Here is a 15,470-nt window from a genome sequence, read left to right on the forward strand (position 1 = left end):
CGCCCGGTTACATTCCGAACCCGGAAGCTAAGCCTTTCAGCGCCGATGGTACTGCAGGGGGGACCCTGTGGGAGAGTAGGACGCCGCCGAACAATTATTCAACGCTGGTCCCTGAACTTCGGTTCGGGGACCAGCGTTTTTTTATGCCCTGTTACTTGGTGTTCACGTTGTACGACCAGCATCCAGGCACATGGGGACGATCGGAATGCTGAAGTCCGCGGGTGTCGGTGCCGGCGATGAGGTCATCGTGTCGGCGTACGGGAACATCGAGGTGGCCGAGGCCGTGCTGGCCGTCGGGGCGGTGCCCGTGTTCGCGGACATCGATGGGGCGACGTACTGCCTGGATACGGTCGCGGTGGAGGCTGCCGTGACGTCGCGTACGGCGGCCGTCGTCGCCGTACCGCGGTTCGGGTACCTGGCCGGTATGCGGCCGTTGCAGGAGCTCGGGCGTCGGCGGGGGCTACTGGTGATGGAGCATCGCGAAGAGGCGACTCCTGAGCCGCGTGCGCTCGCTCAACGGCAGGTGCACGCCGCCTATCTGGACAGGCGGCTCACCGGCGTACGGACTCCACAGGCGTGCGTGGGGCACACGTATCAGCAGTACGTTGTGCGCGTTCCCGGGAATGGGCGGCCCGATCGTGATGCCTTTGCCCGCGCTGTTCGGCGCCGGGGTGTGGAGTGTGAGGTGCCCGTGAAGACGCCCGTACACCGGCTGGCCGCTTTCCGGCGGGAGATCTGTCTGCCGGAGACCGAGCATGCCGCGGACGAGACGCTCGCGCTGTCTGTCGGCGGCTCGCTGTCCCGGCGTGATCTCCAGCGCGTCGTGGCTTCCTGCAATGCACTTGGCGGGCTCCTGCAACCGGCCTTTTAGGACCTTTGTTTGGGGTGTGAGGTGAAGAACTCCACCATCAAGTCGGTCGCGTTGACGCCTGCTTCCGGTTCCGCCATGTCGCCCGGTTCTGCGCCCGGCCAGCTGTGGCCCATGGTGGGGATCCGGTAGGTGACCACTTCTGACTTGTCCGCGCACTTCGCGTGCGTTCGCGTGATCTCTTCCTTGAGTTTCTGTGGTGAAGATGCCTTGCAGGACAGGCGCTTCTGCCACGTCTTGATAGCCGCGTCCGCTGTGTCGTAAATCCTGTCCAGGCCGCCCATGAAGGTCATGACGTGGACCGGCGTTCTGGGTATGTAGGTGGTGGCCTGTGTGGCTGGGCCGCTGTAGGCGCCGCTCACCGGGGCGACCGCGGCGAAGATCTCGTGGAGTTCGACGGCGACTTTGAACGACATGTCGGCGCCGTTGGAGATGCCTGTGGCGTAGATGCGGTCCGGGTCGGCTTTCCACTTGTCGACCAGGCGCTTGGTCATCGCCCGGATGAAGCCGACGTCGTCCTCGTCGCCGCAGCAGCTCAGCGCGTTGTAGCCGAGGTCGAGGCCGTCGGGGTACGCCACCAGGAAGTTCTCCTTGTCGGCCTTCTTGTTGAGGCCGCTGAGCTTGGCGACGAACTCGCCTGTGCTCGGGTACGGGTGCATGGCGACGATCAGGGGGAGCTTCTTGCCGGGGGTGTAGCCGGGCGGTGCGTGCACCCTGTAGACGCGCTTCTTGCCGTCCCAGGTCATCGTCACCTTCTGGACACCGGGGCGAGGTGTCTCGCGCGCGGCGGCGGTCGGTTTCCGCTGCTTCCTGGGCTTCTTGGCGTCGTCCGAGCCGCAGGCGGTGAGTGAGAGGAGCATGGCCACTACGGCTGACCAGAGCGGTATGTGCGTGAGCGTGCCGGGACGGGTCCGCATCCGGGCATGGTGGCAGCGGGGGCGTGGCCGGTCCAGAGGAATGGCAGGTTCAGAGCATGGCTGGATTCGGGGTATGATCTATCCCGTTGCCGCAGCGCAGCAAGGCCCCAATAGCTCAGTCGGTAGAGCGTCTCCATGGTAAGGAGAAGGTCTACGGTTCGATTCCGTATTGGGGCTCAACACACGAAAGGCCCCCGCCGGTTGGCGGGGGCCTTTCGCGTACCCACGTACTCGCTACAGGGGGGCGTGCGGCATCGGTACGCGCATGGCCAGGATGGCCATGTCGTCGGAGGCAGGTTCCGCCGCGAAGCGTTCCACTGCGCGCAGGATGCGGCCTGCGACCGCGCCGGCCGTCAGGCCCGTACAGGTGGCCAGGACGTCGGCCAGGCCGTCGTCGCCGAGCATGCGGGTGCCCTCACGGCGTTCGGTGACGCCGTCGGTGACGCACAGGAGTACGTCGCCGGGGTCGAGGGTGACCACTTGCTCGTACAGCTCGAGGTCCTCCATGACGCCGAGCAGCGGCTGGGGTTCGGCGGCCGGTTCGACCGTGCCGTCCGGGCGCAGGCGCAGCGGCAGCGGGTGGCCGGCGCAGACGACCTTCAGGATGGCGCTGCCGTCCTCCTGGGGCCACAGCTCGCCGTACAGGAGCGTCAGGAAGCGGCTGCGGGCGCCCTCGTCGAGGATTGCCGCGTTGAGGCGCTCCAGGACGGCGGGGCCGCCGAAGCCTTCGCGGGCGAGGAGGCGCAGGGCGTGGCGGGCGAGGCCGGTGACGGCGGCCGCCTCGGGGCCCGTACCGCAGACGTCGCCGATGGCGAAGCCGTAGGCGCCGTCGCGGATCGGGAAGAGGTCGTAGAAGTCGCCGCCCACTTCGTTGCCCTCGCCCGCGGCTCGGTAGATGACCTCGACCTCGACGTTGGGGACGTGTGGAAGCTCCGGGGGGAGCAGGCTGCGCTGGAGGGACTGGCTGATGGCCATGCGCTCGGAGTACAGGCGTGAGTTGTCCAGGGCGAGCGCGGCGCGGCGGGAGAGATCCTCGGCGAGTTCGAGGATTTCCTGGCGGAAGTGGTCGTCGGTGGGCTTGCCGAGGGTGAGCATGCCGATGACGCGGTTGCGGGCGACCAGAGGGAGGACGACCGTCTCGCCGCCCACTGCTGCCGCTGTGGCGAGCGTGGTGCCGATGCCCGAGCCGAGGTGCGGGGTGGACCCGAGGCCGAGGCTGCGCATCGACGTACGGAGGGCTGCCTGGTGGGCGGCTTCGCTGGGGGCGTTCCAGATGCGGGCGCCGGGGCTCGGGACCGGCTCCGGGGGGTCGATCTTGGAGAGGAGGGCCTTGAGGCCGTCGATGCGCTCCTCGTCCTCGTGGAGTACGAACGAGAGGTACGGCTCGGAGGACTGGTCGGCGATCGTGTAGACGGCGCACCAGGTCGCCAGGGTGGGGACCGTCATCTGTGCCATGAGGGCCAGGGTCTGGTCGCGGTCGAGCGTACCGGCGAGGAGGTCGGAGGCTTCGACGAGGAAGGAGAGCGAGCCTCTGCGCAGGCGTTCCAGCTCGCCGAGGCGGGCGGACTCGACGGCCAGGGCGATGCGGTCCGCCGCGAACTGCAGGCGCAGGGCCTCTTCGTTCGAGTAGCGGCCGGGGGCTTCGGCGGCGACGCCGAGTGAGCCGGTGAGGCGGCCCTCGACCTTGAGGGGGACGGTGACGACGGAGCGCATGCCGGTGCCGTTGAGGAGCGGGACGGCGCCCGGGACGGCCGTGAGGTCCTCGTGGACGGCGGGCATGCGTGCGGAGCCGTAGCGGCCTGTGCCGGCCTCTACGGGGACGCGGGCGAAGCGCTGGCGGGCGGAGGGGAGGCCGGTGGTGGCCCGTACCTCCAGCTCGGTCTCGTCGTCGGTGGCCAGGAGCAGGAACGCGGAGTCGGCGTCCAGCATGTCGCGGGAGCGCTCGACGGTGCGCTGGAGGAGGCCGTCGAGGTCGTCGGGGGCGGGGGAGCCGATGAAGACCTCGAAGGGGTCCGTCGTACGGCCCTCGGAGAGCGAGCCCTTGGCGGTGTCGCTGGGGGTGCGCTGGGGGGACTGGAGCACGGCGCGCTCGAAGTCGCGTACGAGGAGGCAGATGGTGGAGGGCTCGCCGGAGGTGTCCCGTACGCGCAGGTGGGAGGCGTAGACGGCGACGGTGCGGCCGTCGGCGGCGCGGATGCCGTAGCTGCCCTCCCAGCGGGAGAGCTGGAGGGCGTCCGCGATGCCGGTGGCGATGCCGGGGGTGTGCGGCCAGGCGGCGAAGTCGGTGAGCTGCTTGCCGATGACCTGGTCGGCGCTGTATCCGAAGAGATCTTCCGCGTCTTCGTTCCAGGCGTTGATGGCGCCGGAGCGGTCGATCTGGACGACGGCGACGCGGATGCGGCCGTCGGCGACCGGGAGGAGCTCGACGGGGAGGACGGGGCCGGCGGAGCGGATACCCACCGGGCGTTCGGGGAGATCGAGTTGGAACCAGACGTGTTTGTTGGTGGGTGCGTACTCGACGCCCCAGCGGGAGGCGAGGGCGGCGCACAGCAGCAGGCCGCGGCCGCCTTCGCGGTCGGGGCTGCCGAAGGACTGGGCCGTGCCCTGGAGCGGGACCTCGCGTTCGGGGTAGCGGTCGCCGACCTCGACGCGGACGCCTTCTTCCGTACGCAGGCACAGGACGTCGGCGGTGGTGCCGGCGTGCACCACCGCGTTGGTGACGAGCTCGCTGGTGAGGACGACGGCGTCGTCCACGATGTCGGAATACCCCCACCCCTGGAGTGTGTCCCTGACAAAAGCGCGGGCGGTCGCGACGGACCGTCCCACGGGGTCGAAGCTGGCAGCCGCCCGCGCGGTGATCACAGAACTCCTCGTACGCGTCTCGACGCCCGGCTCTGCCATGATCGGCCCGCCCCTCCGGTGCCCGGTTGTGGATCTCACGTCACCGCCCCCGCCGGGCGGACCGGGGCGGCTGGACAGCCGGAAGCCAGGTTACTTACCTTCGCTGTCCGAACGGATGCCGGTTACCAGTGTTTCCGCCTCGGGAGTCCGGGGAGGGGTGTGCGAAGCTGCCGAACTGTTATGGCCTGGTTCGGCCATGGTGAAACACTGGGAAGGCTTCGGGCGAAGCCCGATGAGTACGGTCAACCCCTGCGGGAGGGACACGGTGGAGTCTGGCGTAGCCGCGCGGAGCACCAGCACGCGCGCAAAAGGCGGACGGTCCCGGAACAATGGGACAACCGAAGTGGATACGGCGGCCCTGAACAGGCTGCTGCAGGCCCTTGTGACGATGCGGGACGGCAATTTCCGCAAACGCCTGACGGTGTCGGGCGACGGCGTGATGGCCGAGATCGCCGCTGTCTTCAACGAGGTGGCTGACCGGAATCTGCATCTGACGGGTGAGATCGCCCGAGTGCGGCGCATGGTCGGACGTGAGGGAAAACTGGCCGAAAGGCTGGAAACAGGGGCCTGTGAGGGTTCCTGGGCCACCGCGATCGATGCGTCCAACGCGCTCGTGGACGACCTCGCGCGGCCTGTTTCCGAGGTCGGGCGGGTGCTGTCCGCGGTGGCGGACGGTGATCTTGACCAGCGGATGGAGCTGCGGACGCAGGGGGGCGACGGCGCGGACGGTGCGGGGCACCCGCTGCGCGGGGAGTTCCTGAAGGTCGGGCGTACGGTCAACAACCTGGTCGACCAGCTGTCCGCGTTCACGGACGAGGTGACGCGGGTCGCGCTCGAGGTGGGTACCGAGGGCAAACTGGGCGGCCAGGCTCAGGTGCGCGGTATGTCCGGTTCGTGGAAAGATCTCACGGATTCCGTCAACACCATGGCGTACCGGCTCACGGCTCAGGTGCGTGACATTGCTCTCGTTACGACGGCGGTCGCCAAGGGTGATCTGTCACGCAAGGTCACCGTGCATGTGGCCGGCGAAATGCTTCAGCTGAAGAACACCGTCAACACGATGGTCGACCAGCTGTCGTCGTTCTCCTCCGAGGTGACCCGTGTCGCGCGTGAGGTCGGTACGGAGGGTGAGCTGGGCGGGCAGGCCCAGGTGCCCGGCGTCGCGGGTGTGTGGAAGGACCTGACGGACTCCGTCAACCTGATGGCCGGGAACCTGACGGCTCAGGTGCGCGGGATCGCGGAGGTGACGACGGCGGTCGCCAATGGCGATCTGTCGCGCAAGGTCACCGTGAGTGCGCGGGGCGAGGTCGCCCAGCTCGCGGAGACGATCAACCAGATGACCGAGACGCTGCGTACGTTCGCGGACGAGGTCACGCGAGTGGCGAGCGAGGTCGGTGGCGAGGGTCTGCTGGGCGGTCAGGCGCAGGTGCCGGGCGCGGCGGGCACGTGGAAGGACCTGACGGACTCCGTCAACACGGTCTTCCGGAATCTGACGACGCAGGTGCGGGACATCGCGCAGGTCACGACGGCGGTGGCCAACGGTGACATGACGCAGAAGGTCACCGTCGATGTCGCGGGCGAGATGCTGGAGCTGAAGAACACCGTCAACACGATGGTGGACCAGCTCCAGTCCTTCGGTTCCGAAGTGACGCGAGTGGCGCGTGAGGTCGGTGTCGAGGGACTGCTGGGTGGCCAGGCGCAGGTGCCTGGCGCGGCGGGGACCTGGAAGGACCTGACGGACTCCGTCAATACCGCTTTCCGGAACCTGACCGGGCAGGTGCGCAACATCGCGCAGGTCACGACGGCGGTCGCCAATGGTGATCTGTCGCAGAAGGTCACCGTCGACGTCTCCGGCGAGATGCTGGAGCTGAAGAACACCGTCAACACGATGGTGGATCAGCTGTCTTCGTTCGCCGACCAGGTGACGCGGATGGCGCGTGACGTGGGTACGGAGGGCCGCCTCGGCGGCCAGGCGCGGGTCGACGGTGTCAGCGGTACGTGGAAGGAACTCACCGACTCCGTCAACTTCATGGCGGGGAACCTGACTTCGCAGGTACGCCAGATCGCGCAGGTGACGACGGCGGTGGCCCGTGGTGACCTGTCGCAGAAGATCGACGTGGACGCGCGCGGCGAGATCCTGGAGCTGAAGAACACCATCAACACGATGGTGGACCAGTTGTCTTCGTTCGCCGACCAGGTGACTCGGGTCGCCCGCGAGGTGGGTACGGACGGCCGGCTGGGCGGCCAGGCGCAGGTGCCGGGTGTCGCCGGCGTATGGCGCGATCTGACCGATTCCGTGAACGGAATGGCTGGAAACCTCACCGCTCAGGTCCGCAACATCGCGCAGGTCGCGACGGCGGTGGCCCGTGGTGACCTGTCGCAGAAGATCGACGTGGACGCGCGCGGCGAGATCCTGGAGCTGAAGAACACCCTCAACACGATGGTGGACCAGCTGTCGAACTTCGCCGAGCAGGTGACCCGGGTGGCCCGTGAGGTGGGCACCGAGGGCATGCTGGGCGGCCAGGCCGAGGTGCAGGGCGTCAGCGGTACGTGGAAGGACCTCACGCAGTCCGTCAACTCCATGGCCAACAACCTGACTTCCCAGGTGCGCAACATCGCCGAGGTGACGACGGCGGTCGCCAAGGGCGATCTGTCGAAGAAGATCACCGTCGATGCCAAGGGCGAGATCCTGGAGCTGGTGACCACCGTCAACACGATGGTCGACCAGCTTTCGTCGTTCGCCGACGAGGTGACGAGGGTCGCGCGTGAGGTGGGCACCGAGGGCATCCTGGGCGGCCAGGCGCGCGTACGCGGCGTCACCGGCATCTGGAAGGACCTCAGCGACAACGTCAACCTGATGGCCAACAACCTGACGTCGCAGGTGCGGAACATCTCGCAGGTCTCGGCGGCGGTGGCCAACGGTGACCTGACGAAGAAGGTGACGGTCGAGGCGCGCGGCGAGGTCGCCCAGCTCGCCGACACCGTCAACACCATGGTGACGACGCTGTCCTCGTTCGCCGACGAGGTCACGCGAGTGGCCCGCGAGGTGGGTACGGAAGGCGAACTCGGCGGCCAGGCGCGGGTGCCGGGCGTTTCCGGTACGTGGAAGGACCTCACCGAGTCGGTGAACTCGATGGCGTCCAACCTGACCGGGCAGGTCCGCCAGATCGCGATGGTCACCACGGCCATCGCCAAGGGCGACCTGACCAAGAAGATCGACATCGACGCGCGCGGCGAGATCCTGGAGCTCAAGACCACCATCAACACGATGGTTGACCAGCTGTCGTCCTTCGCCGACCAGGTGACCCGGGTCGCCCGTGAGGTGGGCACCGAGGGCATCCTGGGCGGCCAGGCGCGCGTACGCGATGTGGACGGCACCTGGCGCGACCTGACGGAGTCCGTGAACGAGATGGCCGGGAACCTGACCCGGCAGGTGCGCGCCATCGCGGCCGTGGCCACCGCGGTGACCCGCGGCGACCTGAATCTCAAGATCGACGTCGATGCGGCGGGCGAGATCCAGGTGCTCCAGACCACCATCAACACGATGATCGCCAACCTGCGCGACACCACCCTCGCCAACAAGGAACAGGACTGGCTCAAGGGCAACCTGGCCCGTATCTCGGGTCTGATGCAGGGCCGCCGTGATCTCGACGACGTGGCCTCGCTGATCATGAGCGAGCTGACGCCGGTGGTCTCGGCGCAGCACGGCGCGTTCTTCCTGGCCCTGACCACGCGTGGCAGCTCCGAGGTGGGGGCGGACGCGGAGAGCCCGTACGAACTGCGCATGCGCGGTAGCTACGGCTACTCGGCCGGCTCGATGCCTACCTCCTTCAAGCCGGGTGAGACGCTCATCGGCACCGCGGCGGAGGAGAAGCGCACCATCCTGGTGGACAACGTGCCGCCGGGCTATCTCAAGATCTCCTCCGGTCTCGGCGAGGCGCCGCCCGCGCACGTGATCGTGCTGCCGGTGCTCTTCGAGGGGAAGGTCCTCGGTGTGATCGAGCTGGCGTCGTTCCAGCCCTTCACGCAGATCCAGAAGGACTTCCTCAACCAGATCGCCGAGATGATCGCGACGAGCGTCAACACCATCAGCGTCAATACGAAGACCGAGGTGCTGCTGGAGCAGTCGCAGGAGCTGACCGAGCAGCTGCGGGAGCGCTCGGCGGAGCTGGAGAACCGGCAGAAGGCCCTTCAGGAGTCCAACGCCGAACTGGAGGAGAAGGCGGAGCTGCTGGCCCAGCAGAACCGCGACATCGAGGTCAAGAACACCGAGATCGAAGAGGCCAGGCAGGTCCTGGAGGAGCGCGCCGAGCAGCTCGCGGTCTCGATGCGCTACAAGTCCGAGTTCCTGGCGAACATGTCGCACGAGCTGCGTACGCCGCTCAACTCGCTCCTCATCCTGGCGAAGCTGCTCGCAGACAACGCGGAGGGCAATCTTTCGCCGAAGCAGGTGGAGTTCGCCGAGACGATCCACGGGGCGGGTTCCGACCTGCTCCAGCTGATCAACGACATCCTCGACCTGTCGAAGGTCGAGGCGGGCAAGATGGACGTCAGCCCGACCCGGATCGCGCTGGTCCAGCTCGTCGATTACGTGGAGGCGACCTTCCGGCCGCTCACGGCGGAGAAGGGACTCGACTTCTCGGTACGGGTGTCCCCGGAGCTGCCCGCGACGCTGCACACGGACGAGCAGCGGCTGCTCCAGGTCCTGCGCAACCTTCTGTCCAACGCGGTCAAGTTCACCGACAGCGGGGCCGTCGAGCTCGTCATCCGGCCGGCCAAGGCCGACGTACCGAACGCGATCCGTGAGCAGCTGCTGGAGGCCGGGTCGCTGCGGGACGCGGACGCCGATCTCATCGCCTTCTCGGTGACCGACACCGGCATCGGGATCGCGGCCAGCAAGATGCGGGTGATCTTCGAGGCGTTCAAGCAGGCCGACGGGACGACCAGCAGGAAGTACGGCGGCACGGGTCTGGGGCTGTCCATCAGCCGGGAGATCGCCAGGCTGCTGGGCGGCGAGATCCACGCGGCGAGCGAGCCGGGCCGCGGGTCGACGTTCACGCTCTACCTGCCGCTGCACCCGAGCGAACTGCCGCCCCAGGGCTACCCGCAGCTCACGCCCGGCGGCATGGAGCCGCTGCGCGGGAGCCTCCCGGAGGACGCCTCGGGGACGGACGTCCCGCAGCCGGCCGACAACGGGCCCGCCCGGCTGCCCTCGGACCCGCAGACCGGTCCGGCCGGGCTGTTCCGGCGCCGTCGCAAGGCGGTGGGCGCCGCGGATCAGCGGACGGCGCTGCCGGGGCAGGCCGGTCAGAATGGTCAGAACGGCCAGACTGCTCAGACCGGTCAGCCCTCGGGCGGGCAGCAGGCGCAGGCTTCCCAGGAGTCGTGGACGGGGAGCGGTCAGGAGGCCGCGGCACCACAGACGCGTCGCGGCATCATGTTCTCCAACGAGAAGGTGCTGATCGTCGACGACGACATCCGCAACGTCTTCGCGCTCACCAGCGTGCTGGAGCAGCACGGGCTCTCGGTGCTGTACGCCGAGAACGGCCGGGAGGGCATCGAAGTCCTGGAGCAGCACGACGATGTGACGGTCGTACTGATGGACATCATGATGCCGGAAATGGATGGTTACGCGACGACGACGGCGATCCGCAGGATGCCGCAGTTCGCGGGGCTGCCGATCATCGCGCTGACGGCGAAGGCGATGAAGGGCGACCGGGAGAAGGCCATCGAGTCCGGCGCTTCCGACTACGTTACGAAGCCGGTCGATCCCGACCATTTGCTCTCTGTGATGGATCAGTGGATGCGTGGGGAGTGATCGTTGAGTGTGCGAATCTGGGCGGGTTGCTGACTGACTGTGGCCGAAGGCGTGTGAGTCGGCGGTATTCGGGGAACCTTCTGGTCTCCCACCGCGTTTCTGCTACGTGCACAGTGACATCGCGGTGACAGGGTGTGGCGACAGGCGGGGTGCGGCTACGATGACCGGCACAAGGACGGGCGACGCAAGAGAGTCGTCCCCTGGGGCGGCGCCCGGTGCACTGCCGGGGCGAGGAGGGCGGGCCATGGTGCAGAAGGCCAAGATCCTCCTGGTCGATGACCGGCCGGAGAATCTGTTGGCGCTGGAGGCCATCCTCTCTGCGCTGGATCAGACACTGGTACGGGCATCGTCAGGGGAGGAAGCGCTCAAAGCGCTGCTGACGGACGACTTCGCGGTCATTCTGCTGGACGTTCAGATGCCAGGAATGGACGGTTTCGAGACCGCCGCGCACATCAAGCGGCGAGAACGGACCCGGGACATCCCGATCATTTTTCTCACCGCCATCAACCACGGTCCGCACCACACCTTCCGGGGTTACGCGGCGGGCGCGGTGGACTACATCTCGAAGCCGTTCGACCCGTGGGTGCTGCGCGCCAAGGTCTCGGTCTTCGTCGAGCTGTACATGAAGAACTGCCAACTGCGCGAGCAGGCGGCGCTGCTGCGCCTCCAGCTGGAGGGCGGCGGTCAGGCGGGCGGCGTGGGCGAATCGAAGGAGCCTGCCGGGCTCCTCGCTGAACTCTCCGCGCGGCTTGCCGCCGTTGAGGAGCAGGCCGAGGCGCTCTCCAAGCAGCTCGACGACGAATCGGCGGACGCCGCGGCCGTCGCCACGGCGGCTCACCTCGAGCGTAAACTGACGGGCCTGCGCCGGGCGCTCGACGCGCTCGAACCTGGTACCAACGGCGCGGCGCCCCCGTTTCCTTCGCAGCACTGACGGACGTACTGAGGGTCGTACTGACGGGCGCGGAAGGCCGCGTGAGGTGGCGTCAGCATCCGGCCTCCCGCGGCACGACACGGACGGGTGAAGCAGTGGGCACACGTGTCCGTCGCGGCCCGCACAGGTAACCTCACCACCATGGCCTCACGTACGTCCGGCAAGGGTTCCCAGGGCACGGCGGGCACCGCGAAGCCGCGCGCCGGCCGTACCACCGGCGCCCCGAAGAAGGCGGCGCCCGCCAAGAAGACCGCCGCCGCAGCGAAGAAGACCTCGCCCAAGACGCCCGCCAAGAAGGCGCCTGCCAAGAAGGCGGCGGCCAGGCCCGCGCCCAAGGCGGCGCCGTCGCCGACCGGCGGCGTGTACCGCCTCGTCTGCGCTCTCTGGCTTGGCCTCGCGCACGGCGTGGGCGCGCTGCTGCGCGGAATAGGGCGTGGCGCGAAGGGGCTTGACCCGGCGCACCGCAAGGACGGCGTCGCGCTGCTCCTGCTCGGCCTCGCGCTGATCGTCGCCGCCGGGACGTGGGCGCAGCTGCGCGGCCCGGTCGGCGATCTGGTCGAGATGCTGGTGACCGGTGCGTTCGGGCGGCTCGATCTGCTGGTGCCGATACTGCTGGGCGTCATGGCGGTACGGCTGATCCTGCATCCGGAGAAGCCCGAGGCCAACGGCCGCATCGTCATCGGGCTCTCGGCCCTCGTCGTGGGTGTCCTCGGACAGGTGCACGTCGCCTGCGGATCGCCCGCTCGCGGCGACGGCATCGAGGGGCTGCAGGACGCCGGCGGACTGATCGGCTGGGCCGCCTCCACGCCGCTGGTCTTCACCATGAGCAGCGTCCTCGCCGTACCGCTCCTCCTGCTGCTCACCGTGTTCGGGCTGCTGGTCGTCACCGCCACGCCGGTCAATGCCATCCCGGAGCGGCTGCGTCAGCTCGGAATCATGCTGGGCATCCTCCCGGCGCCGCCGGAGGAGTACGACTTCGAGGACGACGAGCGGTACGAGGAGCAGTGGCGCGAGGCGCTTCCCCCCGGCGCGCGCCGGGGGTCCGCGCGCCGGGGCCCGGCGCCCGCGGAGTACGACGCGGACCTCGCCGAGGAGGAGGCACTCACCCGGCGCCGCCGGCCCCGCAGGGCCGCCGCGCAGCCCGCATCCGCGTCGCGTGCCATGGAGCCCATGGACCCTGTCGACTTCGCCGCGGCCGCCGCTGCCGCGCTGGACGGCGCCGTACTGAACGGGCTGCCGCCCTCGGCGCTCGTGGCCGATCTGACGCAGGGGGTCACGACCGAGCGTCCGGCCGCTGTGCCGCCCGCGCGCGAGGGCGCCGGGAAGCCGGAACGTACGCCCGTTCCCGCGGTGGGTACGGGTGGTGCGCCTGCGGCCGGTTCGAAGGTGGCGGATCTGACCAAGGCGCAGCCCGAGGTCTCCCAGCCGCTGCCGCCGCGCGCCGAGCAGCTCCAGCTCGCCGGGGACATCACCTACTCCCTGCCCTCGCTGGACCTGCTGGAGCGCGGCGGTCCCGGTAAGACGCGCAGCGCCGCCAACGACGCCGTCGTCGCCTCGCTGACGAACGTCTTCACGGAGTTCAAGGTCGACGCGGCGGTCACGGGCTTCACCCGGGGGCCGACGGTGACGCGGTACGAGGTGGAGCTCGGCCCGGCCGTGAAGGTGGAGCGGATCACGGCGCTCGCGAAGAACATCGCGTACGCCGTCGCCAGTCCGGACGTACGCATCATCAGTCCGATCCCCGGCAAGTCCGCCGTCGGCATCGAGATCCCGAACAGTGACCGCGAGATGGTCAAGCTGGGTGATGTGCTGCGGCTCGCCGATGCCGCCGAGGACGACCATCCGATGCTCGTCGCGCTCGGCAAGAACGTCGAGGGCGGCTACGAGATGGCCAACCTCGCGAAGATGCCGCACGTGCTGGTGGCGGGCGCCACCGGGTCGGGAAAGTCGTCCTGCATCAACTGCCTGATCACCTCGGTCATGGTGCGGGCGACCCCCGAGGACGTACGGATGGTGCTGGTCGACCCGAAGCGGGTCGAGCTCACGGCGTACGAGGGCATCCCGCACCTGATCACGCCGATCATCACCAACCCCAAGCGGGCCGCCGAGGCGCTCCAGTGGGTCGTACGGGAAATGGACCTGCGCTACGACGACCTGGCGGCGTACGGCTACCGGCACATCGACGACTTCAATCAGGCCGTGCGCAACGGCAAGGTGAAGCCGCCGGAGGGCAGCGAGCGGGAGCTGTCGCCGTACCCGTACCTGCTGGTGATCGTCGACGAGCTCGCGGACCTGATGATGGTCGCGCCGCGCGACGTCGAGGACTCCATCGTCCGCATCACCCAATTGGCCCGCGCGGCGGGCATTCATCTGGTGCTCGCCACCCAGCGTCCTTCCGTGGACGTCGTCACCGGTCTGATCAAGGCGAACGTGCCTTCGCGGCTCGCCTTCGCGACCTCCTCGCTCGCGGACAGCCGGGTCATTCTCGACCAGCCGGGCGCCGAGAAGCTCATCGGCAAGGGCGACGGTCTCTTCCTGCCGATGGGCGCGAACAAGCCGACCCGTATGCAGGGCGCGTTCGTCACCGAGGACGAGGTCGCGGCGATCGTCCAGCACTGCAAGGACCAGATGGCGCCCGTCTTCCGGGAAGACGTCGTGGTCGGGACGGCGAAGAAGAAGGAAATCGACGAGGATATCGGTGACGACCTGGACCTTCTGTGCCAGGCGGCCGAGCTCGTGGTGTCCACGCAGTTCGGCTCGACCTCGATGCTCCAGCGGAAGCTGCGTGTCGGTTTCGCAAAGGCGGGCAGGCTCATGGATCTGATGGAATCTCGGAACATCGTGGGGCCGAGTGAGGGATCGAAGGCGCGCGATGTACTCGTGAAACCGGATGAATTGGATGAAATGCTCGCTATGATCCGGGGAGATTCTCACCCGTAAGAGAACGGTGGGCAACCGTTTCCCGTGTTCGTACGTCCAGTTGAGGGAAGGGGGAGACAGATGGTGTCACCATCGGGCTGCCAGGCCGTTCTGGCGAGCGGTTCTGATGGCGTACAAAGTCCGCCCTCCCAGTTGCCTCACGCTTTCGTACCACCCCTAGACTGAACACCCAGCAGGTGGCTCACGCTCGAAAGGCGCCCCCGTGTCCATCGGCAACTCTCCCGAAGACGACCGGCCTTCGATCGAAGATGACCGGTCCTCGATCGAAGACGACCGGCCCTCGATCGGACGCGCTCTCCAGCAGGCCCGCGTTGACGCGGGTCTGACGGTCGACGAGGTCAGCGGCTCGACACGGGTGCGCATCCCCATCGTGCACGCGATCGAGCAGGACGACTTCAGCCGCTGCGGCGGCGATGTCTACGCACGCGGGCACATCCGTACGCTCGCGCGCGCCGTCGGCCTCGACGCGGACGCCCTGGTCGCGCAGTACGACGACGAGCACGGCGGTCGTCCCGCGCCCACGCCCGCCGCGCCGCTCTTCGAGGCGGAACGGATCCGTCCCGAGGCGCGTCGCCCCAACTGGACCGCGGCCATGGTCGCCGCGATCGTCGCCGTCGTGGGCTTCGTCGGCTTCACGCTCTTCAACGGTGGCAACGGCAACGGCGGCTCCACGGACGTCGCCGGCGGCTCCACGCCGGCCGCCACCAAGCCCGCGAAGCCGGCCCCGACCAAGCCCGTCGACCCCAAGCCCGACCCGTCGGACAGTGCCATCGCGGCCGTCCCGCAGGACCAGGTGACGGTCGCCCTCACCGCCAAGGACCGCAAGAGCTGGATCTCGGCGAAGGACCACAACGGCAGGCTGCTCTTCGACGGCCTGCTGGAGAAGGGCGAGTCCAAGACCTTCACGGACAAGGAGAAGATCGAGCTCGTGCTCGGCGACGCCGGGGCGATGCAGCTGTTCGTGAACGGCAAGGAGGTCGGGGACAAGTTCCAGCCGGGGCAGGTCGAGCGGCTGACGTACACGAAGGGCGACCCCGAGGTCGGCTGACCTGGACGCCTTCCGGGCCGCGAGCAGGCCGGGGAGGCCGGGGCCGG

The 15,470-nt window shown here is 68.4% G+C and carries 7 protein-coding genes, 1 tRNA gene and 1 rRNA gene; 7 read left to right on the plus strand and 2 right to left on the minus strand.

What is annotated here, in order from left to right:
- Positions 1-92: ribosomal RNA gene (rrf, locus tag ABZX79_RS28930) — 5S ribosomal RNA — on the plus strand; the annotation flags it as partial.
- Between the two features lie 113 nt (positions 93-205).
- Positions 206-871, plus strand: a complete 666-nt coding sequence (locus tag ABZX79_RS28935) for a DegT/DnrJ/EryC1/StrS family aminotransferase (RefSeq protein WP_355264164.1) — start codon at positions 206-208, stop codon at positions 869-871.
- Here ABZX79_RS28935 and ABZX79_RS28940 read toward each other — a convergent pair.
- Positions 868-1,785, minus strand: coding sequence for a PHB depolymerase family esterase (locus tag ABZX79_RS28940; protein ID WP_355263934.1), 918 nt, complete (start codon positions 1,783-1,785; stop codon positions 868-870). The two genes, ABZX79_RS28935 and ABZX79_RS28940, sit on opposite strands and share 4 nt — an antisense overlap.
- Positions 1,786-1,889: 104 nt before the next feature.
- Between ABZX79_RS28940 and ABZX79_RS28945 the strand changes: the two genes are divergently transcribed.
- Positions 1,890-1,962: transfer RNA gene (locus tag ABZX79_RS28945), tRNA-Thr, on the plus strand.
- A 57-nt stretch (positions 1,963-2,019) separates the two neighbouring features.
- Here the strand turns inward: ABZX79_RS28945 and ABZX79_RS28950 are convergent.
- A complete protein-coding gene (locus ABZX79_RS28950; protein WP_355263937.1) occupies positions 2,020-4,686 on the minus strand; it encodes a SpoIIE family protein phosphatase in 2,667 nt (888 codons plus the stop codon).
- Positions 4,687-4,951: 265 nt separating this feature from the next.
- Here ABZX79_RS28950 and ABZX79_RS28955 point away from each other — a divergent pair, with 265 nt between their 5' ends.
- The 4 genes from ABZX79_RS28955 to ABZX79_RS28970 all read left to right on the plus strand — a co-directional run bounded on the left by ABZX79_RS28955 (position 4,952) and on the right by ABZX79_RS28970 (position 15,423).
- Positions 4,952-10,504, plus strand: a complete 5,553-nt coding sequence (locus tag ABZX79_RS28955) for a HAMP domain-containing protein (RefSeq protein ID WP_355263940.1) — start codon at positions 4,952-4,954, stop codon at positions 10,502-10,504.
- A gap of 244 nt (positions 10,505-10,748) precedes the next feature.
- Positions 10,749-11,435 carry a response regulator gene (locus ABZX79_RS28960; protein ID WP_355263943.1) on the plus strand — a complete coding sequence of 229 codons (687 nt, stop codon included), beginning with the start codon at positions 10,749-10,751 and terminating at the stop codon, positions 11,433-11,435.
- A gap of 141 nt (positions 11,436-11,576) precedes the next feature.
- Positions 11,577-14,375: a DNA translocase FtsK gene (locus ABZX79_RS28965; protein WP_355263946.1), complete on the plus strand. Its 2,799-nt coding sequence runs from the start codon at positions 11,577-11,579 to the stop codon at positions 14,373-14,375.
- Between the two features lie 202 nt (positions 14,376-14,577).
- Complete coding sequence (locus tag ABZX79_RS28970) at positions 14,578-15,423, plus strand: helix-turn-helix domain-containing protein (protein WP_355263949.1); 846 nt, start codon at positions 14,578-14,580, stop codon at positions 15,421-15,423.
- The last annotated feature ends 47 nt before the right edge of the window (positions 15,424-15,470 follow it).

It is taken from the genome of Streptomyces sp. NPDC002994 (genome assembly GCF_040611155.1).
Classification (GTDB): domain Bacteria; phylum Actinomycetota; class Actinomycetes; order Streptomycetales; family Streptomycetaceae; genus Streptomyces.